This window comes from Streptomyces oceani (assembly GCF_001751245.1).
GTDB classification, from domain to species: Bacteria; Actinomycetota; Actinomycetes; order Streptomycetales; family Streptomycetaceae; genus Streptomyces; species Streptomyces oceani.
The window spans coordinates 326,184-348,428 of sequence record NZ_LJGU01000127.1 but is presented as its reverse complement, the minus strand read 5'-3'; the positions used below and the strand labels follow the sequence as shown (position 1 = coordinate 348,428).

The following is a 22,245-nucleotide window of genomic DNA, read 5'->3' as shown; positions in this document are numbered from 1 at the left end:
GGCTCGGTAGGGTCCGGGACATGGCGGCACGTCGAGCGGACACCGCGCATGCGACGGCCCGGCTGCACCGGGCGTACAAGGCGGGGCACCGGGCACGGACAGCCCTGCGCCGTTCGGCCGTCGACTACTTCCGTGGTGGCGGCCCGGACTGGCTTGCCTTCGGCGTGCTACTGCTCACAGTGCCGCTGCTCACCTGGGGCACGATCAGCTACCCGGTGTGGTGCCCGCCGGAGATCCTCGTACTGCCGATCATCGCGGGCGGCCTGCTGCTGCGCCCGGCGAGTCTGCTGGCGCTGTACACCGCAGCCGCGGTGGGCCTGATGGTCGAGGCCACAGTGCTCGGTCCGTACGGCGACGGCGCGGGCCGGGTGACTCCCGGCACTGTGCTGGTGGTGGCCGCGGTGGGCCTCTCCGGACTACTGGTCGCACAGTTCCGCAGCCGGGTGGGGGTGCCGTGGCGGCGTGGCGGGACGATGCTGTTCGACCTGCGCGAGCGCATTCGCGTACAGAGCAAGCTGCCGACGCTGCCGCGCGGTTGGCATCGGGAGATGTCGCTGCGGCCGGCCGGCGGCCAGTCCTTCTCCGGCGACTTCGTGGTGGCCGCGCGGACCGGGCCGGACAACCGCACCTTCGAGGTGGTGCTCACCGACGTCTCCGGCAAGGGGATGGACGCGGGCTCCCGAGCGCTGCTGCTGTCCGGTGCCTTCGGCGGACTGCTGGGTTCGCTGCCACCCCACGCCTTCCTGCCCGCCGCCAACGGCTACCTGCTGCGGCAGGACTGGGAGGAGGGCTTCGCCACCTCGGTACACCTGGTGCTGGACCTGGACTCCGGGGACTACGAGCTGTTCTCGGCGGGCCACGTGCCCGCCGTGCACCGGGCCGCCGGCAGCGGGAAGTGGGAGGAGAAGGCCGGTGAGGGGCCGTTGCTCGGCGTCTACGACGGCGGGCAGTTCGACCCGGTAAAGGGGACCCTGCAGTCGGGGGACGTGCTGATGCTCTTCACCGACGGCCTGGTGGAGACCGCAGAGCGGGACATCGCCGAGGGTGTCGACCGGCTCACCGGCGAGGCCGACCGGCATCTGGGCGCCGGTTTCCGCGGAGTGGCCTGGCATCTGATCGAGGCGGTCGCCCGGGACGTCAACGACGATCGGGCGCTGCTGGTGATCAGCCGAGACTGAGGCCGAAGCGTACGGCCCGCGCCAACGGGGCCGTATGACCCTCGTAGGACGTACGACCCCGTTCGGGTGGGCTGGGCCTCAGCGAGCCCGCGGTCCCGCCACGGGACGACAGGGGCCCAGTTCAGGGGGAACTGCTGACCGGCTGGCGCTCCGTCGCCCGCTGCTGGTCCGTGGCCTGGTGGTCCGGAGTGCCGGGCTTGTCGCTCTTGCGTTCGTGCGCCTTGGTGACCGCGTCCTCCTTGAAGAACCATGCCATCTTCGGCTCCATGGCGATGCGGAAGATCCGGGTCACCGGCTTCGTGCAGAGGACCGTCATCATCACGACCGCGAGCAGCGTGATGAACACCCGGCTGGCCGGGTGGTCCACCCAGTCCATGTCGTACCAGTCGAACTCGCGCGACACCTTGACCGGGTACACGTGCAGCAGATACGCGTAGAGCGTGCCGGCGCCGAGCGCCGTGAACCAGGTGTGCCGGCGCGGTACCAGGGCGAGGAAGCACACGGTCAGGACGAGGGCACAGCCGAACAGCGCGAGGTACATGGTGCCGCCGACCCAGGCGGGGACCCCCATCTCCTGCGCCGGCCTGTCGTGCAGGAACCAGGTCTTGTCCATCCGCGGCACCGCCCAGTAGGCGAACAGCAGCACCAGCCCCAGCATCGGGACGGCCGCCGTACGCAGTTCCCTGCGCTTCGCCCACTCGAAGTGCTCGGGGCGCAGTTGCAGGCCCAGCACGAAGAACGGCAGGTACTGGCAGACCCGCATCAGGCTCAGGTCGCCGTCGATGGTCGGCGTCACACTGGCCGCCACCGCGATGACCAGCGATACGGGCAGTGGCCAGCGCATCGACTGCCACAGCGGGGTGGTGAGCCGCCACACGAAGAGCGCGATCAGGAACCACAGGGCGAAGCCCGGGTTCTGCAGGCTGAACTCCCGGTCCGGATTGTCCGCCCAACGCATGAAGAAGGTGTAGACGACCTCGAAGACCAGATAGGGCACCGCGACGCCGGTGATCAGTCGCTTGATCTGTCCCGGCTTCGCCGTGAAGCTACGGGAGAGATAGCCCGAGATGATGATGAACGCCGGCATGTGGAAGGCGTAGACGACGAAGTACAGCGCTTCCGCGGCGCGGCTGTCACTGCGAAGTGGTTCCCAGACGTGCCCGAGTCCGACCAGCACGATGGTCAGGAATTTGGCGTTGTCCAAGAAGGGGTCACGTTGCTTAGCCCCGGACGCCTTGGCGGGCTTCGGCGGCGGCTCCGCGGACGTGTCGGAAGGCGTGTCAGGACGGGCCGGGGGGAGCGGGGCCCGCTCATAACGAGCGTGCAACATCTGCGAAACGATAGCCTCCGTGTCCCGTCATCGTAAATTCGGATCGACACTTTGAGCGGTTCTCGCCCCGGAGAACCGGAACCGGTGTCCGCCTGAGTGTGGCGTGTCCGGGGAGAACGCTCCATGTGTCCACCGGAGTGCGTCATTTGGGTTAGCTGACTCACACTCCGGCTTTTCGCCGCCCGCGTACCCCGGTCGGGCGGACGGGGATTCTTCCACGGCATCCCTCCCCCGCGCGACACCCCCGGGCGGCGCGGTGCGAGCACCAAGTCCGGTACGTGCGGGCGAGGTTCGAGGGGCTCGAAGAGCTCGAGGGTGTCATGACCGTCGCGGGCCAGCGGAGGTGATGCCGGATGCCGGCGTCGCCGCCGGTCACGCCCTCACGTACGGACGCGGGCGCGGGCGGTGTGTGGGGCGCGGGTCGGATCGGACGGGCCCGGTCGCCGCCTACGGGTGTGACGTGGTGGCGCGGACGGGTACATGCCGACTGGTTGGCCGTGGAGCGTGGTTCGGTTCGGCGACTGGTGGCGCTTTATATGGTGTGAATCACCACCGATGGCGACATTTCCTAGGTCGCTGTCTCGCGACGATCCGTCACCTGGCTCCACGGTGACCTCAGTTGGTGGCACGATGGTGCTGAGCGGGGGTGATGGCCCCAGTCCCCGCCAGTGGAGGCGTTTCGACCGCAAGGGTGTGATCAGTTGTGGCCATTTCACTGTCTTTGGTGCTGCTCTTGGGGATCATCCTGGTGATGATCATCCGCAACGGCTCCATGAAGACCGGCCCGGCGATCGTCGCGGTGCTCTTCGGCTTCTTCCTCGCCTCCACCGGCGCGGCGCCGACCATCAACGACACGATGAGTTCCATCGCGAACGCGATCAACGACATCCAGATCTGATCAGTCCCGCTGGCGGAAGTTCCGTGCCGCCGCCAGCGGGCATTCCGCGGTGGGCGGGTAACCGCCCGGCCAGACGGCGAAACGCGTCGTGGACCCGCTCCTCGGAGCGGGTCCACGACGCGTGCGGAGCGGGCGACGGGAATCGAACCCGCGTAGCTGGTTTGGAAGACCAGGGCTCTACCATTGAGCTACGCCCGCGAGCGCCGCCACCGGAATCCGACCGGCCGGCACGAGCAGCATCCTACGGCATGTACGCTACGTGTCGCACCGACGGGGTGTGGCGCAGCTTGGTAGCGCGTCCGCTTTGGGAGCGGAAGGTCGTCGGTTCGAATCCGGCCACCCCGACCACGTAGAATGTGCAGACGCGCGTGCCTGTGTCGTGTCCGCGATTTTTGTCGCAACCATCGTGTCGTATACGGGGCGCACATCGAAGACCCCAAGCAGTCAGCCCCAAGGAGATCGACCGTGAAGAGCGCCGTGGAGAACCTGAACCCGACCCGGGTTCGGCTCACTGTCGAGGTGCCCTTCGAGGAGCTCAAGGACAGCCTCGACGCGGCGTACAAGAAGATCAACGAGCAGGTCACGGTGCCGGGCTTCCGTAAGGGGAAGATCCCGAACCGGCTGATCGACCAGCGTTTCGGCCGTGGCGCGGTGCTTGAGGAGGCCGTCAACGACGCGCTGCCGAAGTTCTACCAGTCCGCGGTCGAGGAGGGTGAGCTGAATCCGCTCGGGCAGCCCGAGGTCGACATCACCGACCTCAAGGACAACGAGCTGCTGACCTTCACCGCGGAGGTCGATGTCCGTCCCGAGATCGAGATCCCGGACTACTCCACCATCGAGGTCGAGGTGGACACCGCCGAGGTCAGCGACGAGGACGTCGACGAGGCCGTGGAACAGCTGCGGGAACGCTTCGCGACGACCACGGTCGTGGAGCGGCCCGCCGCCGAGGGTGACGTCGTCAAGGTGGACCTCGAGGCACGGGTCGACGGCGAGGTGCTGGAGGACGGCGTCGCGCAGGGCGTCGACTACACCATCGGCTCCGGCGAACTGCTGGACGGCATCGACGACGCGGTCACCGGCCTGGAGGCGGGCGGTTCCACCACTTTCACCTCCGAGCTCAAGGGCGGCTCCGGGGCCGGCCAGGAGGCCGAGATCAAGGTCGACGTGGCGACCGTCTCCAGCCGTGAGCTGCCGGAGGCGGACGACGAGTTCGCCGAGCAGGCCAGCGAGTTCGACACCATCGCCGAGCTGCGCGAGGACAGCCGTAAGCGGCTCGTGGAGTCCAAGCAGCAGACGCAGGCCACCGAGGCTCAGGAGAAGGTGCTCGACGCGCTGATCGAGATGGCCGAGGTCCCCGTCCCGGAGAAGCTTCTCGAGGACGAGATCAGCTCGCGCAAGCACAACCTGGTCAACCACCAGCTCGGGCAGATGGGCCTGGACCTCGCTTCGTACCTGCAGATGCAGGACAAGTCCGAGGAGGACTTCGACGCCGAGCTGAAGGAGCAGGCGGAGAAGGGCATCCGGACCCAGTTCGTGCTGGACGAGCTGGTCAACACGGAGAAGTTGAACGTCAGCCAGGAGGAGTTGACGGAGCACCTCATGCGGCGTGCGCAGTCCTCCGGCATGAGCCCCGACCAGTTCGCCCAGGCCGTGGTGGAAGGCGGTCAGGTGCCGATGCTGGTGGGCGAGGTCGCCCGCGGCAAGGCACTCGCGCTGGTCGTCGAGTCCGCCACCGTCAAGGACACGAACGGCGAGGTCGTCCAGCTCGAGGACGAGGACGAGGAAGCGGGCGAGGGCGAGGAAGCAGCCTCTGCCGACGAGTCGGCCGCTGAGGCCGCCGCGGACGGCGAAGCCACCGCGGATTCGGAGTCCGAGGGCGACAAGCCGGCCGGGGACGACAAGCAGAGCTGACCAGCGAGACCGAGGCACACTGGGCGCACCCGTCGGGGCGCCCAGTGGTGCTCTACGGGAGGGCGCTCCGACCTCCCCGTGGGGCCCGGAACCTGCGCTCACAGCGAACAGTTCCGGATGCGGGATCACGCCCGCCGACCAGCGCGTTAGGGTCGTTGGATACGAGGCGTGGAGAGTGCCGCGGACGGTCCCGCCAAGGGACGGTTGGCGCTTCGCGCCCCACAAGACGACGCCAGTGACGGCCACGCCGAGTCGCAGCCGTCCGGACACGAGCAGGTGGACACGTGACGCTTCCGATGCCTTCCGCCGCCGCTGAGCCCAACTTCGGTGGTGGCCTCGGCGACCAGGTCTACAACCGGCTGCTCAACGAGCGGATCATCTTCCTCGGCCAGCCGGTTGACGACGATATCGCCAACAAGATCACCGCGCAGCTGCTGCTTCTCGCCGCTGACCCGGACAAGGACATCTTCCTCTACATCAACAGCCCGGGCGGCTCGATCAACGCCGGCATGGCGATCTACGACACCATGCAGTACATCAAGAACGACGTGGTGACCATCGCCATGGGCTTCGCCGCCTCCATGGGCCAGTTCCTGCTCAGCGCCGGCACGCACGGCAAGCGTTTCGCGCTGCCGAACGCCGAGATTCTCATCCACCAGCCCTCCGCCGGACTGGCTGGTTCCGCCTCGGACATCAAGATCCACTCGGAGCAGTTGCTGCGCACCAAGCGGAAGATGGCCGAGCTGTCCTCGTACCACACCGGGCAGAGCGTGGAGCGGTGGATCGAGGACAGTGACCGGGACCGTTGGTTCAGTGCCCAGGAGGCCAAGGACTACGGCCTGATCGACGAGGTGTACGGCGCCGCGGCGCAGGTCCCGGGCGGCGGTGGCACGGGCGCGTGAGGCGTGCCGACTCCGTAGTACCCAACCGCCCCCATCACCAGGAGAATCCTCGGATGAACAACGTGACCGACGCCGGGCTCAGCGCGGGCCCGCAGTCCCGCTACACCGGGCCCACACCGGAGTCCCGGTACATCGTGCCGCGCTTCGTCGAGCGCACCTCGCAGGGCGTGCGCGAGTACGACCCGTACGCCAAGCTCTTCGAGGAGCGGGTGATCTTCCTCGGGGTGCAGGTCGACGACGCCTCGGCGAACGACATCATGGCGCAGCTGTTGTGCCTGGAGTCGATGGATCCGGACCGGGACATCTCCCTCTACATCAACAGCCCGGGCGGCTCGTTCACCGCGCTCACCGCCATCTACGACACCATGCAGTTCGTACGTCCGGACATCCAGACGGTGTGCATGGGCCAGGCGGCGTCCGCGGCGGCGGTGTTGTTGGCGGCGGGCACGCCGGGCAAGCGGCTGGCGCTGCCCAACGCCCGCATCCTGATCCACCAGCCGTACACCGAGACCGGTCGTGGCCAGGTGTCCGACCTGGAGATCGCGGCCCGGGAGGTGGAGCGGATGCGCAACCAGCTCGAGACGCTGCTGTCGACCCACTCCACCAAGGACGTGGCCACGATCCGGGACGACATCGAGCGGGACAAGATCCTCAACGCCGAGGAGTCCCTGGAGTACGGTCTGATCGATCAGATCGTTTCGACTCGGAAGAGCGCGGTCGACGCGTAGAGTCCTGGCTCCCTCGGACCGACCTGGTTGTCCGATGCCCGGTAGGCGGACACATGAGGTCGGTTCGAGGGGGGACCATATCGACGGTTCGGCAAGGTACCGTCGGAGTGCACGTACCTCGGTCCGTCCCGGTGGGCCGATCCCAGGCGAAGGGGAAGCACCTCGTGGCACGCATCGGTGATGGCGGCGATCTGCTCAAGTGCTCGTTCTGCGGCAAGAGCCAGAAGCAGGTGAAGAAGCTCATCGCGGGGCCTGGTGTCTACATCTGCGACGAGTGCATCGACCTCTGCAACGAGATCATCGAGGAGGAGCTCGCGGAGAGTTCCGAGGTGCGTTGGGACGAACTGCCCAAGCCGCGTGAGATCTACGAGTTCCTCGGTGGGTACGTCGTCGGCCAGGAGGCCGCGAAGAAGGCGCTGTCGGTGGCGGTGTACAACCACTACAAGCGGGTGCAGGCCGGCGAGAACGCCAGCACGCAGGGCCGCGAGGACGGCATCGAACTGGCCAAGTCCAACATCCTGTTGCTCGGGCCGACCGGCTCCGGCAAGACCCTGTTGGCACAGACACTGGCCCGGATGCTGAACGTCCCCTTCGCCCTCGCGGACGCCACCGCTCTGACCGAGGCGGGTTACGTCGGCGAGGACGTCGAGAACATCCTGCTGAAGCTGATCCAGGCCGCTGACTACGACGTCAAGAAGGCCGAGACCGGCATCATCTACATCGACGAGATCGACAAGGTCGCCCGGAAGAGCGAGAACCCGTCGATCACCCGGGACGTGTCCGGGGAGGGCGTGCAGCAGGCGCTGCTGAAGATCCTCGAGGGCGCCACCGCCTCCGTACCGCCACAGGGCGGACGGAAGCATCCGCACCAGGAGTTCATCCAGATCGACACGACGAACGTGTTGTTCATCGTCGGCGGCGCGTTCGCCGGCCTGGAGAAGATCATCGAGTCCCGGGCCGGTGCCAAGGGCATCGGCTTCGGCGCGGACATCCGGTCGAAGAAGGAGATCGAGGAGCGCAACCAGTTCGAGGAGGTCATGCCCGAGGACCTGGTGAAGTTCGGGATGATCCCGGAGTTCATCGGACGGTTGCCGGTCATCACCAACGTGCACAACCTCGACCGCGAAGCGCTCTTGCAGATCCTGCTGGAGCCGCGGAACGCCCTGGTCAAGCAGTACCAGCGGCTGTTCGAACTGGACAACGTCGAGCTGGACTTCGACCGTCCGGCACTGGAGGCCATCGCCGACCAGGCGATCCTTCGGGGCACCGGGGCGCGCGGACTGCGGGCCATCATGGAGGAGGTCCTGCAGTCGGTGATGTACGAGGTGCCGTCCCGCCAGGACGTCGAACGGGTCGTGATCACTGAGGACGTCGTGCACTCCAGCGTCAACCCGACCCTGGTGCCGCGTACTCGGGGCAAGGGCAACACCGAGCAAGGGCCGCACGAGAAGAGCGCCTGACCGACTCGCCGCCCGGCCCGCGGACTTCGGCGGCTCAGCCCGCCAGCCGGACAGCAGCGGACAGTACAGAGGGGAGCCCCCGTCCGGAGGCTCCCCTCTCGCATGGCCGTCGGACAGCCGGTGCGTCGCGTCAGCTGATCTCCACGCGGGTCTCCTCACGGACCTTCGCGGTGTCGCTGGCGAGTTCCGACATCGAGGGCGCGCTCTGTATCGAGCCTATGGTGACGTAGCCGATGGTGGTGCTGTCACCCCAGATACAGATCGGCGCCTCAGAGGGTCCCTGGCCCGCGTCCCCGGCCTTCGGCTTGGCGACCTGGCACTTCATGATGCCGTACTCGAAGCCCTCGGGCTCCTGCTTCTCCGGGCTGCCCTGCATCTCGATCCGGCCTTCGCTGGACAGTTGATCAAACATCTTGTCGACGGAGGCCTCCGGGTCGGACACCTCGCCGTAGACGCCCATGAACGTGAGTCGTTTCATGCTGTTGATCTCTGAGGGGTCCGGCTGGCCACCGGAGAGGTCAGCGGTGGTGTAGCTGCCGCTGACGCCGGTACCGTCGGTGATACCGATCTTGTCCTGGGCCTGCTGGTCCATGCTCATGTCGTCACCGGAGTTCTCGCCACCGGCGCGCTGGTACTCCTGGAGCAGCTTCTCCGGAGCCTTGAGCTTGTACTTCTTCCCGTCATCGGCGACATCGCTGTCATCGCCGCCCATGAAGAAGAGGGCGCCGCCGACGGCCGCCGCGACGACCACCAGCGCGGTCACGACGATGCCGATGGTCTTGCCCTTGCCGCCACCCGAGGGGGGCGGCATCGGCGGACCGGGCACGCCGGGCTGTCCGTAGGGCTGACCAGGCTGCTGCGGATAGCCGTACCCGGGCTGCCCCTGTGGCGGCACGCCGCCCGGGGGCTGTTGTGGGTAGCCGTATCCGGGCTGCTGTTGTGGGTAGCCGTACCCCGGCTGCTGTCCGTATCCCGGCTGCTGTCCGTAGGGAGGCTGCTGGCCGTACGGGCCAGGGGGCGGCTGGTTGTAGCTCATTGAGCCGTCACTTCTCCTAGGTCTCAGATCTCTTGCCTGGACGATTCGCGGATCTTGGCCGTGGCCTCCGCGAGCGCGTCCTGCTCCATCGAGTTGCCGTACGCGCCGGAGCCGGCCGTCGGCACGGCGCCGGTCTGGGAGACCACGCCCACCGCGGAGTTGTCCGCCCACACGCAGGTCGCGAACTCGAGCTCCACGGGCTTGGCGCTGATCTCGCCGGTCTGCTTCCGGGTCTCGCACTTCAGGATGGTGCCGTCGAAGCCGTCCGGGGTGTACTCCTCGGGCCCGTCCGTGGTCTCGACCTGGTAGTTGTCGATGGTCGCCCTGTCGTTGGACTGGTTCTCGTGAACCTGGTCGAACATGGCGTCGGTGGCTGCCTCCGGGTCGGAGACCTCGCCGTAGATACCGAGCAGCTGCAGCCTCTCCTGCTTGCTGGTGGCGTATTCGGCGTTCGCGCCCTTGCCGTTCTCGACACCGAGCTTCGACGCCTTCGGGTCGTTCGAGAGGTCCTCCTCCTTCTTCGGCGACCCTGCCATGGTGTACTCGCCCCCGAGTACCGTCTTGGGAGGCACGACCTTGTAGGGCGCCACCTTGGTGTCGCCGCCGTCGTCGCCCCCGCTGCTTCCGCCGCTCTGGCCCTCGCTGCTGGAGCTGTCGGCCTTGTCGTCCTTGTCGTCGTCGCCGCTCATGTAGAAGACGGCGCCACCCACGACCGCCACCACCAGCGCCAGGGCGGCGACGATGATGCCGATGGTCTTGCCCTTGCCGCCGCCCGAGGGGGGCGGGGTCGGTGCGCCGGGCATGCCGGGCTGTCCGTAGGGCTGACCGGGCTGCTGTGGGTAGCCGTAACCAGGCTGTCCCGGCACGCCGCCGCCACCCTGCGCGTACGGATTCGGGCCGCCGGGCGGTGGTGGAGCCGGCGCGCCGTAAGGTCCCGGCTGGCCGGACTGGGGCGGCTGGGGCGGTGGTTGAGGGGGCTGCTGCCCGTACGGGCCGGGCGGCGGCTGGTTGTGGCTCATGGTGCGCGTTCCCTCCGTTGATTTGTACCTCGATGCGCACCGCTATCTTGACGGACCGAACGCCTGAGCGCCGCATCGGGATGCAAACCGATTCGAGACCATGACATTGCGACCCCTAGACTTGCCGCCGTGACCGAGAACACTCAGCAGGGCCCTCACAATCACCACGAGCCCTCCACAGCAGCCCCCGCAGACCTGCCGACTCAGTACGCCCCGGCTGAGGTGGAGAGCGAGCTGTACGAACGCTGGGTAGCGCGCGGTTACTTCGAGGCGGACGCCAAGAGCGACAAGCCGCCGTACACCATCGTCATCCCGCCACCGAACGTCACCGGCTCGTTGCACCTGGGCCACGCCTTCCAGCACACGCTCATGGACGCGCTCACCCGTCGTAAGCGCATGCAGGGACACGAGGCGTTGTGGCTGCCCGGCATGGACCACGCCGGCATCGCCACGCAGAACAAGGTTGAGCAGCAGCTCGCCGAGGAGGGCAAGTCCCGACAGGACCTGGGTCGTGCCGAGTTCACCGAGCGGGTCTGGCAGTGGAAGGAGGACTACGGCGGTCGGATTCTCGGCCAGATGCGCCGGCTCGGTGACGGGGTCGACTGGACCCGTGAGCGGTTCACCATGGACGAGGGCCTCTCGCGTGCCGTGCAGACCGTCTTCAAGCGGATGCACGACGAGGAACTGATCTACCAGGCGGAACGCATCATCAACTGGTGCCCCCGCTGCCTCACCGCCATCTCGGATATCGAGGTGGACTACCAGGACGACGAGGGCGAACTCGTCTCCATCCGCTACGGCGAGGGCGAGCACAGCGTCGTCGTCGCGACCACCCGGGCCGAGACGATGCTGGGCGACACCGCCGTCGCCGTGCATCCGGACGACGAACGGTACGCGCACCTGATCGGCCAGCGGATCAAGCTGCCGCTGACCGACCGCGACATCCCGGTGGTCCCGGACGTCCACGTGAACCCGGAGTTCGGCACCGGTGCGGTCAAGGTGACCCCGGCGCACGACCCGAACGACTTCGCGATCGGGCAGCGGCACCAACTGCCCACGCTGACCGTCCTGGACGAGCGCGGAGTGATCACCGCGCACGGACCGTACGAGGGTCTGGACCGCTTCGAGGCCAGGTCGGCGATCGTCGCCGCGCTGCGCGAACAGGGCCGGATCGTGGCGGAGAAGCGGCCGTACACGCACTCGGTCGGGCACTGCTCACGTTGCAGCACGACCATCGAGCCGAGGCTGTCCCTCCAGTGGTGGGTCAGCGTGGGCCCGTTGGCGCGGGCTGCCGGGGACGCGGTCCGGGACGGGCGGGTCGAGATCCATCCGGCGGACCTGTCCAGCCGCTACTTCGAGTGGGTCGACAACATGCACGACTGGTGCATCTCGCGCCAGTTGTGGTGGGGCCACCGCATTCCGGTCTGGTACGGGCCGGAGGGCGAGGTCGTGTGTCTGGGACCGGACGAGCAGCCCCCGACCGGGGAGGGCTGGCACCAGGACACCGACGTGCTGGACACCTGGTTCTCCTCCGGTCTGTGGCCGTTCTCCACGCTGGGCTGGCCAGAGGAGACGGCCGACCTCCGACGCTTCTATCCCACCGACGTGTTGGTGACCGGCTACGACATCATCTTCTTCTGGGTGGCTCGGATGATGATGTTCGGGCTGTACGCCATGGACGGGACGCCACCCTTCCGTAGCATCGCGCTGACCGGTCTGGTTCGGGACGCGCACGGCAAGAAGATGTCCAAGTCCTTCGGCAACGTCGTCGACCCGCTGGACTGGATGGAGGCGTACGGCTCCGACGCGCTGCGCTTCACGCTGGCGAGCGGCGCCAACCCGGGCACCGACGTGCCGATCGGCGAGGACTGGGTCAAGGCGTCCCGCAACTTCGCCAACAAGATCTGGAACGCCACCCGCTACGCCCTCATGAACGGCGCGACGGTGCGTGGCCCGCTGCCGGAGCCCGCCGAGATGACCGCCGAGGACCGCTGGATCCTCTCCCGCCTCGGCGCGGTCGTCACCGAGGTCGACGGTTACTACGACGACTTCCAGTTCGCGAGACTCAGCGACGCCCTCTACCACTTCGCCTGGGACGAGGTCTTCGACTGGTATGTCGAGCTGACGAAGACGACGTTCCAGCGGGGCGGGCGCGCCGCGGAGGTGTCGCAGCGGGTGCTGGGCGAGGTGCTGGACGTGCTGCTGCGGCTGCTGCACCCGATCGTGCCGTTCGTCACCGAGTCGCTGTGGACCACGCTGACCGGTCGCGAGTCCGTGGTGGTGGCCGACTGGCCGGTCGACTCCGGATTCCGGGACGAGCCGGCCGAGCAGGAGGTCGCCGTGCTCCAGCAGGTGATCACCGAGGTCCGCCGGTTCCGCGCCGACCAGGGACTGCAACCGGGGCAGCGGGTGCCGGGACGGCTCGCGCTGACCGGTACGCCGCTGGCCGCGCACGAGGAGGCCATCCGGTCCCTGCTGCGACTGGAACCAGCTGGCGAGGACTTCACCGCTACCGCCGCACTGCCGGTGGCGGGCGTGACGGTGGAACTCGACCTCTCCGGGGCGATCGACGTCGACGCCGAGCGCAAGCGGCTCACCAAGGACCTCGGGCTCGCCGAGAAGGAGCTGCGGCAGACCGGCGCGAAGCTGGAGAACGCCGGCTTCCTGGCGAAGGCACCGGAGGACGTCGTGGACAAGATCCGCGCACGACGCGTTGCCGCGCAGGAGGACATCACCCGGATTCAGGAGCAGCTGGAGCGGTTGCCGCGAGGCTGACCGAGCCCGCCGTGCGCCCCGGCCGGGATGGTCCGGGCGCACGGGTTGGGCGGCGCCCCCGTGTACCTGTTCCGTAGACTGGGCGACGTGAGCGACCAGTCCCAGGAACCCGAGCCCGACGCGGAGTCCCGAGGCTCCGATCCCTTCGAAGAGATCGTCGGAGCCGAGACCGGCCGTGATCCCGATCTCGCCGTCATCGAGGCGGGCAGCCGGACGCTGCGCGCGCAGTCCGGCACGCCACAGGCGGATGTCGTGCCGTCTCGTCCGCAGGACCCCGAGCTCGACCGGGCGTTGCGGGAGGTGGAGGCGGAACTCGCCACTCGTTGGGGCGAGACGAAGCTGGAGCCGTCCCGGGTGCGGATCAGCGCGCTGATGGACGCGCTGGGGGAGCCGCAGCGGACGTACCCGTCGATCCATGTCACCGGCACGAACGGCAAGACCAGCACGGCCCGCATGATCGAGGCGCTGCTGGGGGCCTTCGAGCTGCGCACCGGTCGGTACAGCAGCCCGCACGTGCAGTCGATCACCGAGCGGATCAGCGTGGACGGCGCCCCGTTGTCCGCCGAGCGGTTCGTCGAGACGTACGAGGAGGTCAAGCCCTTCGTCGAGCTGGTCGACGCCCAGCAGTCCTACCGCCTGTCGTTCTTCGAGGTGCTCACCGCCATGGCGTACGCCGACTTCGCGGACGCTCCGGTGGACGCCGCGGTGGTAGAGGTGGGCATGGGCGGCACCTGGGACGCCACGAACGTCATCGACGCCTCGGTCGCGGTCATCACGCCCGTCTCGCTGGACCACACCGACCGGCTGGGCGCCACGCCGGAGGCGATCGCGGGGGAGAAGGCGGGGATCGTCAAGCCGGACGCCACCGTGGTGCTGGCCCAGCAGCCGGTCGAGGCGGCGTCCGTGGTGCTGAAGAAGGCCGTCGAGGTGGACGCCACGGTCGCCCGCGAGGGCATGGAGTTCGGGGTGGTCTCCCGGGAGGTGGCGGTCGGCGGCCAGTTGCTGACCCTGCGCGGCCTGGGCGGCGAGTACGAGGACCTCTTCCTGCCGATGCACGGCGCCCACATGGCGCATAACGCCTCGGTCGCGCTGGCCGCCGTCGAGGCGTTCTTCGGCGTCGGCTCCGAACCCTCGCGCAGCCTGAACACGGAGGTCGTACGGGAGGCATTCGGCTCGGTGTCCACACCGGGCCGGTTGGAACTCGTACGCTCCTCGCCCTCGGTCGTCCTGGACGCCGCGCACAATCCCGCCGGGGCACAGGCGACCGCCGCCGCGATGAGCGAGGCGTTCGGCTTCAGCCGGCTGATCGGCGTGGTGGGGCCGAGCGGCGACAAGGACGTGCGGGGCATACTGGAGGCGTTCGAACCGATCTTCGCGGAGGTCGTCCTCACCCGTAACTCCACACACCGTGCCATGGACGTCGACCAGCTGGCGGCGCTGGCCGTGGAGGTCTTCGGGGAGGACCGGGTGCAGGTCGAGCCACGCCTGGACGACGCCGTGGAGGTCGCTATCACGCTGGCCGAGGAGGAGGACGAGTACTCCGGCGCGGGCGTACTGGTCACCGGTTCCGTCATCACGGTCGGGGAAGCCCGGCTGCTGCTCGGAAAGGGACGTTGATGCGCACGCTGTGTGCGAGCACGCTGCTCGGGGAGTTCTTCGTGATCGGCTTCGCCGGTCTGGTCGCCATGCAGACCACCGAGCTGTCCACCGCCACGGTGTGGGGGGTCAGTGGTACGGCCATGCTGCTCTGCCTGTTGCTGTGTGGCGCGTTGTCCCGGCCCGGTGGCGTACACCTGGGCTGGGCCCTGCAGGTGGGGCTGATTGCGACCGGTTTCGTCGTGCCGACGATGTTCTTCCTCGGTGCCTGTTTCGCCGGCCTTTGGTGGGCCTCGGTGCATTTCGGTCGATTGGTGGACCAGGCGAAGGCGGCGCGTGCCGCGGCTGAGCCTGACGCTGCGTGAGGGGCGCCGGACGGGCCCGTGTAGCCTCTGCACTCCGTCCCGCTGCGGCGGCGCGGCTTCGGCGCGCTGTCCCGGCGCCGAACCCGTGATTCAAGGAGTCCACCCATGACCCAGCGCACCCTTGTCCTGCTCAAGCCCGACGCCGTACGCCGTGGCCTGATCGGCGAGATCATCGGCCGGGTGGAGAGCAAGGCGGGCTGGACGATCCGCGCCCTCGAGCTGCGCCACCTCGACCGCCCGACGCTGGAACAGCACTACGCCGAGCACCAGGGCCGGCCGTTCTACGAGCCGCTGGTGGAGTTCATGGCGTCCGGTCCGTCGGTGGCGCTCGTGGTGGAGGGCGAGCGGGTCATCGAGGGCATGCGCGCGCTTTCCGGCCCGACGGATCCGATCGCCGCCGCGCCCGGGTCGATCCGCGGCGACTTCGGGACCATCGTGCGGGAGAATCTCATCCACGCCTCGGACTCCGAGGAGTCCGCTGAGCGAGAGCTGAAGACGTTTTTCCCGGATTTTGTCTGACAGATTGCTGACATGGCGTCAGCTCTGTTATCTCTGTGACCTGGGGCAGTCACGATGATTTTGGTCATCCGTTGGTATGGGGCCAGCCGTTCGGGGGAACGCATCACCCGGACACGACGTCACTATTACCGGGGACGGCCGGTGATCCGGCGAGAATGTCGGCGGAACCCTCGCAGCGTGTCCAGACGGTCGCGTTTACGATGGTCTCTTCGCACCTTGCCATGCGCCGTGCGCACAACTCCTGCTGTCCTCCGCACACAACATCGCTCCAGTTGGAAGGCCTGACGTATCCTCATGGCGAACAATATGTCGTTCATCGGTCGTGATATGGCTGTCGACCTCGGGACCGCCAACACGCTGGTGTACGTCAGGGGTCGCGGGATCGTCCTCAACGAACCGTCCGTCGTCGCCATCAACGCCAATACCGGTGGCATCCTCGCGGTCGGTTCCGAGGCGAAGAAGATGATCGGCCGTACCCCCGGCAATATCGTGGCCGTACGTCCCCTGAAGGACGGTGTGATCGCCGACTTCGAGATCACCGAGCGGATGCTCCGCTATTTCATTCTGAAGATCCACAAACGCCGCTACCTCGCCAGGCCGCGAGTCGTTATCTGTGTTCCGTCCGGAATCACTGGAGTGGAGCGACGCGCGGTCATCGAGGCGTCCACCCAGGCGGGCGCGCGGCAGGTGCACATCATCGAGGAGCCGATGGCGGCGGCGATCGGCTCGGGCCTGCCGGTGCACGAGGCCACCGGAAACATGGTCGTGGACATCGGCGGCGGCACCACCGAGGTCGCGGTCATCTCCCTCGGCGGCATCGTGACCGCGCAGTCCATCCGAGTCGCGGGGGACGAACTGGACAACGCGATCATTCAGCACATCAAGAAGGAGTACAACCTCCTGCTCGGCGAGCGCACCGCGGAGAGCATCAAGGTCACCATCGGATCGGCGTCCCCGGTAGACCACGAGCACACCGAGATCCGTGGCCGGGACCTGGTGAGCGGGTTGCCCAAGACCGTGGTGATCTCGGCTGAGGAGGTCCGCAAGTCCATCGAGGAGCCGGTCAACGCCATCGTCGACGCGGTCAAGACCACGTTGGACAAGTGCCCGCCGGAGCTGTCAGGTGACGTGATGGACCGCGGGATCGTGCTCACCGGCGGCGGCGCCATGCTGACCGGACTCGACGAGCGGCTGCGACAGGAGACCGGGATGCCCATCCACATCGCCGAGGACCCGCTGGACTCGGTGGCGCTCGGCTCGGGCAAGTGCGTGGAGGAGTTCGAGGCGCTGCAGCAGGTTCTCGACTCGCAGCCGAAGCGATGACGTACGACCGCGGGTGACCCGCCCGCGCAGGCTCCGGTCGCGGACACTCAGAACACCGGCGACAAGATACCGAAGCACGACCCGGTCCGACCGAGAAAGGCACGGCCGCCGCACGTGAGGGACACCCGAGAAAGCCGGTTGCTGCTCGTCCTGTTGATCTCCATCGCGTTCGCACTGATCACGGTGGACCTCAGAGGTGGCGAGCAGTCCCCGCTCGACAGCGCGCGGCAGGGAGCCGCTTCCGTAATAGGGCCGGTGCAGGAGGGGGTGGCCGGTGCCGTCGACCCGGTCGGCGAAGCGGTCGCGGCCGTCCGGGACTCCGACGAACGGCACAGTCGGATCAAGGAGCTTGAGCAGGAGATCATCGAACTCAAGCGGCAGGCCGGGTCCACCGACCGGAACCGGGCGCGTGCCACGGAACTCGACAAGCTGCTGAAGACCGCGGGCGCCGGCGGGTACGGCGTCAAGCCCGCCGAGGTCATCGCGATCGGCGCCACGCAGGGTTTCTCTTGGACCGTCACCATCGACGCCGGCACCGAGGACGGTCTCAAACGCGACATGACCGTGCTCAACGGCGAGGGACTGGTCGGTCGGATCACCACCGCCGGTCCTTCCACCTCCACCGTCCTGCTCGCCAACGACCCCGACTTCACCGTCGGCACACGTATGGAGGGCAGCCGCGAACTCGGCTTCGCCACCGGTCGCGGCGGCAACTCCATGAACGTGCAGCTGCTGAACAGCAAGGCCAAGATCTCCGAGGGGGACCGGCTTGTCACCTTCGGCTCCCACGAGGAGAAGCCGTTCGTGCCGGGTGTCCCGGTCGGCGAGGTCACCGAGGTGAAGCGGAAGGGCGGCGACCTGACGAAGACCCTGAAGGTCCGCCCGTTCGTCGGCTTCACCCAACTCGACGTCGTGGGTGTGGTCGTCGAGCCACCCCGCGAGGACCCACGGGACAAGGTGCTCAAGCCCGACCCCAAGAAGCCCGAACCCACCCCGACGGTCACCGTGACGAAGACTCCCGGAGCCGAGGAAGCCGGTGCCGAGCAGCCTGGTGCCGAGGCCCCCGAAGCCGAGGCTGACCAACCGGGAGGTGCCCAGTGAGAGCCAACCGAATCCTCCTCTCCATGGCGCTGGTGGTGCTGGCGCTGATCGTCCAGGTCAGCGTGCTGGCGCGACTCCAACTGCCCGGCGCAGTCCCCGACCTGCTGCTGTTGACCGTCCTCGGCCTGGCCATGGTCTACGGGCACACTCCCGGTGCGCTGGTGGGCTTCGCCGCCGGGCTGCTCGCCGACATCGCACCGCCCGCCGACCACGCCGTCGGCCGCTACGCCCTGGTGCTGTGCCTTGTCGGATACGCCGCCGGGCTCACCAAGCCGGAGAAGGGGCAGCACCGTTCGGCGACGGTGCCGATGCTGGTCGTGGCGAGCGGGGCGATCAGTTCGGCGCTGTTGTACGCGGGCGTGGGCGCGCTCGTCGGGGACTCCGCGACGGGCACCTCCGGCTTCGTCGGCATGTTGTTCACCGCGACCCTGTACGACCTGCTGCTGGCGCCGTTCACCGTGCCGTTGGTGATGGCGCTGGCACGACGCACCTCGCGGGACCTGCTGGCTGCCGACGCCGCGGGCCACGGTGGCGGGGACGGCGCGTACAACGGGCTCACCTCGGGCACCGGTATGCGGGTGAGTCTGCGCTCCGGCCGTGGGGGAAAGAACGGCGAGTCGGCGATCGGCGGACAGCGCAACGGCTTGCTGGGCCGCCCCATGCGTAAGGCGGATCGGATCAAGGGGGTCAAGCGGCTGTGAGCAACATTCCGGAGACCGGACGGACCCCTCGGGTGACGATCCGGCTGGTGACGATCCAAATCCTGGTGTTCTCGCTGCTGCTGACGCTCGGCGGGCGGCTGTGGTATCTCCAGATCCGCAACGGCGACGAGTACGAGAAGCAGGCTGCCGGCAACCACCTCCAGCAGGTGGTACAGCCCGCGGTGCGGGGCTCCATCGTGGACGCGCGCGGGATGCCGCTGGCGGACAACGAGACCCGGTTGATGGTGACCGCGTCCCGCACCGAGTTGATGAAGATGCCCGACGAGGGCGCCGCGGTGCTCGAGCGTCTGGCCGGGGTGTTGGACATGTCCGCCAAGGAGGTCAAGCAGCGCGTACGGCTCTGCGACGCGGAGACCAAGCAGCCCTGCTGGAACGGCTCGCCGTACCAGCCCATCCCGGTCACCGACGAGGCGTCCACCGAGCAGGCACTGCAGATCCGTGAGCGCGCCGAGGACTTCCCCGGGATCAACGCGGAGCCGGAGGCCGTACGCCGCTATCCGGCACCGTACGACGCGAACACCTCGCAGGTGCTGGGCTACCTGTCGCCGGTCACCGACGAGGAGATCGAGAAGGCCAAGGACTCCGACTCGCCCTTCCTGCCGTCCGACCAGATCGGTCGCTCCGGTCTGGAGCGCAGCTACAACAAGGCGTTGCGAGGCGACGCCGGTGTCAACCGTTACGAGGTGGACAAACTGGGCCGGGTGATGGGTCGTACCCAGAGCGAGGAGGCCGAGCCCGGCTCCGACCTCGTCACCAGCATCGACTCCCGGGTGCAGGCGGTCGCCGAGCGGGAGCTGAACAAGGCCATGAAGGAGGCCCGCAAGAAGTTCGACGACAACACGGGGCGGAACTACGAGGCTGACGCGGGCGCGGTCGTGGTGCTGGAGTCCGAGACCGGCCGGGTGGTCTCCATGGCCTCGCAGCCGAAGTACGACCCGAACGCCTGGGTGGGCGGCATCTCCGCGAAGGACTACCAGCGGCTCACCGGCAAGGACTCCAACTACCCGCTGATCAACCGCGGCATCCAGAGCCTGGCGGCACCCGGTTCGATCTTCAAGGTGGTCTCCACCGCCGCGGCCTTGCGGGCGGGCTACCCGTTCGACGGGAACTACCAGTGCTCGTCCTCGTACAGTGTCGGCGGACAGACCTTCAAGAACTACGAGTCGAAGAGCTACGGCACCATCGGCCTCCGCCGCGCGCTCGAGGTCTCCTGCGACACGGTCTTCTACCGCCTGGCCCACAAGGAGTGGAAGAAGGACGGCGGTACGAACCCGAAGAAGAACCCGGACGACTGGTTCTACAAGACCGCCAGCGAATTCGGGCTCGGCGAGAAGACCGGCATCGACGTCCCCAACGAGGTCCCCGGCCGAGTGCCGGACCGCCAGTGGAAGAAGGACTACTGGGAGGCCAACAAGGACCGCTGGTGCAAGGTCAAGGACCCCGAGACGTACGCCGAGAAGATCGCCAAGGAGAACTGCGTCTCGGGTATGAAGATGCGGGCAGGAGACGCGATCAACTACTCCATCGGACAGGGCGACACGATGGTCACCCCGATCCAGATGGCCACGATCTACTCCGCCATCAGCAACGGCGGCACCCTCTACGACCCCTCCATCGGCAAGGCCGTGGTCAGCCCGGACGGCCGGGACATCAGGAAGATCAAGCCGGAGGCGCACGGCAAGCTGCCGATCAGCGACAAGTGGCTGAAGCAGATCGACAAGGCGCTGGAGGGAGTCGCCACGGACGGCACCGCCGCCTGGCGGTTCGAGGGCTGGCCGCAGAAGAAGATCCCGATGCACGCCAAGACCGGTACGGCGGAGGTAGCGGGCAAACAGACCACCTCGTGGTTCGCGACCTACACCGACGAGTACACGATCGTGATGACGATCTCCCAGGGCGGCACCGGCTCCGGAGCCTCCGGTCCCGCCGTACGCAACATCTACAACGCCCTCTACGGCGTCGACGAGAAGGGCGAGATCGACAAGGAGAAGGCGCTGCTGCCCGATCCGCAGGACTCGCTTCCCGAGATCAGGTCCGACGGTCAGATCGCGGCCGACCGGGACAAGAAGTTCTCCGAGCGCCTCGACAAGCGTGCCGAGGACGGCTCGAAGGACCCGGGAGGCGGCGAGTGAGCACCCACACCTACTCACTCAGCCGTTACGCGAACCGTCGTACAGCCTGGCAGAAGCTGACCGCCCGAGACTCCGTCGCCTGGCGGTTGGACTGGCCGCTGCTGCTGGCCGGCATAGCGCTGTCGTGTGTGGGTGCCCTACTCGTCTGGTCGGCGACCCGGAACCGTACCGATCTCAACGGGGGCGACCCGCAGTCGTACCTCTGGCAGCACCTGCTCACCTTCGGGATCGGACTGGGGCTGATGGTGGGCACCGTGTGGCTGGGGCATCGCCGGCTGCGCGGCGCCGTGCCGGTGCTGTACGGCCTCTCGCTACTGCTCGCGCTGTTGGTGCTGACCCCGCTGGGCGCCACGGTCAACGGCCAGCGGGCCTGGCTGCACCTCGGTGGCGGGCTGTCCCTGCAGCCCGGCGAGTTCACCAAGATCACGGTGATTCTGGGCATGGCCATGCTGCTGGCCGCCCGGGTGGACGCCGGTGATCGCAAGCACCCGGACCATCGCACCGTGCTCCAGGCCCTCGGGATGGCTACCGCGCCGATCCTGGTGATCATGCTGATGCCCGACCTGGGTTCGGTGATGGTGCTGGTGGTCATCGTGCTGGGGGTGCTGCTGGCGTCCGGCGCGTCCAACCGCTGGATCATAGGTCTCGTCCTCGCGGGCGCGGGTGGAGCAGTGGCGGTGTGGACGCTGGGCCTGTTGGACGAGTACCAGATCAACCGGTTCGCGGCGTTCGCCAACCCGGCGCTCGACCCGTCCGGGGTGGGCTACAACACCAACCAGGCCCGTATCGCCATCGGTTCGGGCGGACTGTCCGGCAAGGGGCTCTTCGAGGGCACCCAGACCACCGGCCAGTTCGTGCCGGAGCAGCAGACCGACTTCATCTTCACCGTGGCCGGCGAGGAACTCGGCTTCGTCGGTGGTGCCGCGATCATCGCCCTGATGGGCGTCGTGCTGTGGCGGGCCTGCCGCATCGCCCGGGAGACCACGGAGCTGTACGGCACGATCGTGGCGGCCGGTGTCATCGCCTGGTTCGCCTTCCAGAGCTTCGAGAACATCGGCATGACGCTGGGCATCATGCCGGTGGCCGGACTGCCGCTGCCCTTCGTCTCGTACGGCGGCACCTCGATGTTCGCGAGCTGGATCGCGGTGGGGCTCCTGCAGTCGATCAAGGTGAAGCGTCCGGTCTCCGCCTGAACCCTCCGCGGTGAGGCGGGGAGCTGGTGACCCGCGCGGAACTGGACAGAGCCTGCC

General features: G+C 67.9%; 18 protein-coding genes and 2 tRNA genes. 16 read left to right on the top strand and 4 right to left on the bottom strand.

What is annotated here, in order from left to right:
* Positions 1-20 precede the first annotated feature (20 nt).
* Positions 21-1,178 (top strand): PP2C family protein-serine/threonine phosphatase, encoded by a 1,158-nt coding sequence (locus AN216_RS14915; protein ID WP_070197147.1) that lies wholly within the window; start codon positions 21-23, stop codon positions 1,176-1,178.
* Positions 1,179-1,299: 121 nt separating this feature from the next.
* On the opposite strand, the gene AN216_RS14910 is transcribed toward AN216_RS14915, so the two are convergent.
* A complete protein-coding gene (locus tag AN216_RS14910) occupies positions 1,300-2,520 on the bottom strand; it encodes an acyltransferase family protein (RefSeq protein ID WP_244502480.1) in 1,221 nt (406 codons plus the stop codon).
* A gap of 691 nt (positions 2,521-3,211) precedes the next feature.
* Between AN216_RS14910 and AN216_RS14905 the strand changes: the two genes are divergently transcribed.
* Positions 3,212-3,406, top strand: a complete 195-nt coding sequence (locus AN216_RS14905; RefSeq protein ID WP_070197146.1) for a hypothetical protein — start codon at positions 3,212-3,214, stop codon at positions 3,404-3,406.
* A 127-nt stretch (positions 3,407-3,533) separates the two neighbouring features.
* Here AN216_RS14905 and AN216_RS14900 read toward each other — a convergent pair.
* Positions 3,534-3,604: transfer RNA gene (locus AN216_RS14900), tRNA-Gly, on the bottom strand.
* 73 nt (positions 3,605-3,677) lie between these two features.
* Here AN216_RS14900 and AN216_RS14895 point away from each other — a divergent pair.
* The 5 genes from AN216_RS14895 to clpX all read left to right on the top strand — a co-directional run bounded on the left by AN216_RS14895 (position 3,678) and on the right by clpX (position 8,407).
* Positions 3,678-3,754: transfer RNA gene (locus AN216_RS14895), tRNA-Pro, on the top strand.
* 117 nt (positions 3,755-3,871) lie between these two features.
* Positions 3,872-5,317 (top strand): trigger factor, encoded by a 1,446-nt coding sequence (tig, locus tag AN216_RS14890; RefSeq protein ID WP_070197145.1) that lies wholly within the window; start codon positions 3,872-3,874, stop codon positions 5,315-5,317.
* 296 nt (positions 5,318-5,613) lie between these two features.
* On the top strand, positions 5,614-6,219 hold the full coding sequence (locus tag AN216_RS14885) for an ATP-dependent Clp protease proteolytic subunit (protein WP_107401998.1): 606 nt from the start codon (positions 5,614-5,616) through the stop codon (positions 6,217-6,219).
* Positions 6,220-6,272: 53 nt separating this feature from the next.
* Positions 6,273-6,947, top strand: a complete 675-nt coding sequence (locus AN216_RS14880; protein WP_070197143.1) for an ATP-dependent Clp protease proteolytic subunit — start codon at positions 6,273-6,275, stop codon at positions 6,945-6,947.
* 164 nt (positions 6,948-7,111) lie between these two features.
* Complete coding sequence (gene clpX / locus AN216_RS14875) at positions 7,112-8,407, top strand: ATP-dependent Clp protease ATP-binding subunit ClpX (protein WP_070197309.1); 1,296 nt, start codon at positions 7,112-7,114, stop codon at positions 8,405-8,407.
* A 130-nt stretch (positions 8,408-8,537) separates the two neighbouring features.
* Here the strand turns inward: clpX and AN216_RS14870 are convergent, their stop codons facing one another.
* Both AN216_RS14870 and AN216_RS29725 read right to left on the bottom strand, forming a co-directional pair.
* Complete coding sequence (locus AN216_RS14870; RefSeq protein WP_070197142.1) at positions 8,538-9,443, bottom strand: hypothetical protein; 906 nt, start codon at positions 9,441-9,443, stop codon at positions 8,538-8,540.
* A gap of 23 nt (positions 9,444-9,466) precedes the next feature.
* Complete coding sequence (locus tag AN216_RS29725; protein ID WP_139140927.1) at positions 9,467-10,462, bottom strand: hypothetical protein; 996 nt, start codon at positions 10,460-10,462, stop codon at positions 9,467-9,469.
* A gap of 129 nt (positions 10,463-10,591) precedes the next feature.
* On the opposite strand from AN216_RS29725, the gene AN216_RS14860 reads away from it, so the two are divergent.
* From AN216_RS14860 to rodA, 9 genes are all read left to right on the top strand, one after another.
* Positions 10,592-13,237, top strand: a complete 2,646-nt coding sequence (locus AN216_RS14860) for a valine--tRNA ligase (RefSeq protein ID WP_070197140.1) — start codon at positions 10,592-10,594, stop codon at positions 13,235-13,237.
* 27 nt (positions 13,238-13,264) lie between these two features.
* Positions 13,265-14,854 (top strand): bifunctional tetrahydrofolate synthase/dihydrofolate synthase, encoded by a 1,590-nt coding sequence (gene folC / locus AN216_RS14855; protein ID WP_079166598.1) that lies wholly within the window; start codon positions 13,265-13,267, stop codon positions 14,852-14,854.
* Positions 14,854-15,198, top strand: coding sequence for a DUF4233 domain-containing protein (locus tag AN216_RS14850; protein WP_070197139.1), 345 nt, complete (start codon positions 14,854-14,856; stop codon positions 15,196-15,198). Before folC ends, AN216_RS14850 begins: the two co-directional genes overlap by 1 nt.
* 105 nt (positions 15,199-15,303) lie before the next feature.
* Positions 15,304-15,717 carry a nucleoside-diphosphate kinase gene (gene ndk, locus AN216_RS14845; protein ID WP_070197138.1) on the top strand — a complete coding sequence of 138 codons (414 nt, stop codon included), beginning with the start codon at positions 15,304-15,306 and terminating at the stop codon, positions 15,715-15,717.
* A gap of 306 nt (positions 15,718-16,023) precedes the next feature.
* Positions 16,024-17,040, top strand: coding sequence for a rod shape-determining protein (locus tag AN216_RS14840; RefSeq protein WP_070197137.1), 1,017 nt, complete (start codon positions 16,024-16,026; stop codon positions 17,038-17,040).
* A gap of 114 nt (positions 17,041-17,154) precedes the next feature.
* The gene (mreC, locus tag AN216_RS14835; RefSeq protein WP_070197136.1) at positions 17,155-18,141 is read left to right on the top strand and encodes a rod shape-determining protein MreC; all 987 of its coding nucleotides are present in this window, start codon (positions 17,155-17,157) and stop codon (positions 18,139-18,141) included.
* Positions 18,138-18,842 carry a rod shape-determining protein MreD gene (gene mreD / locus AN216_RS14830; RefSeq protein ID WP_070197135.1) on the top strand — a complete coding sequence of 235 codons (705 nt, stop codon included), beginning with the start codon at positions 18,138-18,140 and terminating at the stop codon, positions 18,840-18,842. Before mreC ends, mreD begins: the two co-directional genes overlap by 4 nt.
* Positions 18,839-20,995: a penicillin-binding protein 2 gene (gene mrdA / locus AN216_RS14825; protein ID WP_079166597.1), complete on the top strand. Its 2,157-nt coding sequence runs from the start codon at positions 18,839-18,841 to the stop codon at positions 20,993-20,995. Before mreD ends, mrdA begins: the two co-directional genes overlap by 4 nt.
* Positions 20,992-22,188, top strand: a complete 1,197-nt coding sequence (gene rodA / locus AN216_RS14820) for a rod shape-determining protein RodA (protein ID WP_070197134.1) — start codon at positions 20,992-20,994, stop codon at positions 22,186-22,188. The genes mrdA and rodA overlap by 4 nt, the downstream gene beginning before the upstream one ends.
* The last annotated feature ends 57 nt before the right edge of the window (positions 22,189-22,245 follow it).

Excerpts from the sequence above, each read along its gene's own strand:
- AN216_RS14915 (WP_070197147.1), top strand. The coding sequence starts at position 21 with ATGGCGGCACGTCGAGCGGACACCGCGCATGCGACGGCCCGGCTGCAC.
- AN216_RS14885 (WP_107401998.1), top strand. The coding sequence starts at position 5,614 with ATGCCTTCCGCCGCCGCTGAGCCCAACTTCGGTGGTGGCCTCGGCGAC.
- AN216_RS14880 (WP_070197143.1), top strand. The coding sequence starts at position 6,273 with ATGAACAACGTGACCGACGCCGGGCTCAGCGCGGGCCCGCAGTCCCGC.
- AN216_RS14850 (WP_070197139.1), top strand. The coding sequence starts at position 14,854 with ATGCGCACGCTGTGTGCGAGCACGCTGCTCGGGGAGTTCTTCGTGATC.
- ndk (WP_070197138.1), top strand. The coding sequence starts at position 15,304 with ATGACCCAGCGCACCCTTGTCCTGCTCAAGCCCGACGCCGTACGCCGT.
- folC (WP_079166598.1), top strand. The coding sequence starts at position 13,265 with ATGGTCCGGGCGCACGGGTTGGGCGGCGCCCCCGTGTACCTGTTCCGT.
- AN216_RS14840 (WP_070197137.1), top strand. The coding sequence starts at position 16,024 with ATGTCGTTCATCGGTCGTGATATGGCTGTCGACCTCGGGACCGCCAAC.
- AN216_RS14870 (WP_070197142.1), bottom strand. The coding sequence starts at position 9,443 with ATGAGCTACAACCAGCCGCCCCCTGGCCCGTACGGCCAGCAGCCTCCC.
- AN216_RS29725 (WP_139140927.1), bottom strand. The coding sequence starts at position 10,462 with ATGAGCCACAACCAGCCGCCGCCCGGCCCGTACGGGCAGCAGCCCCCT.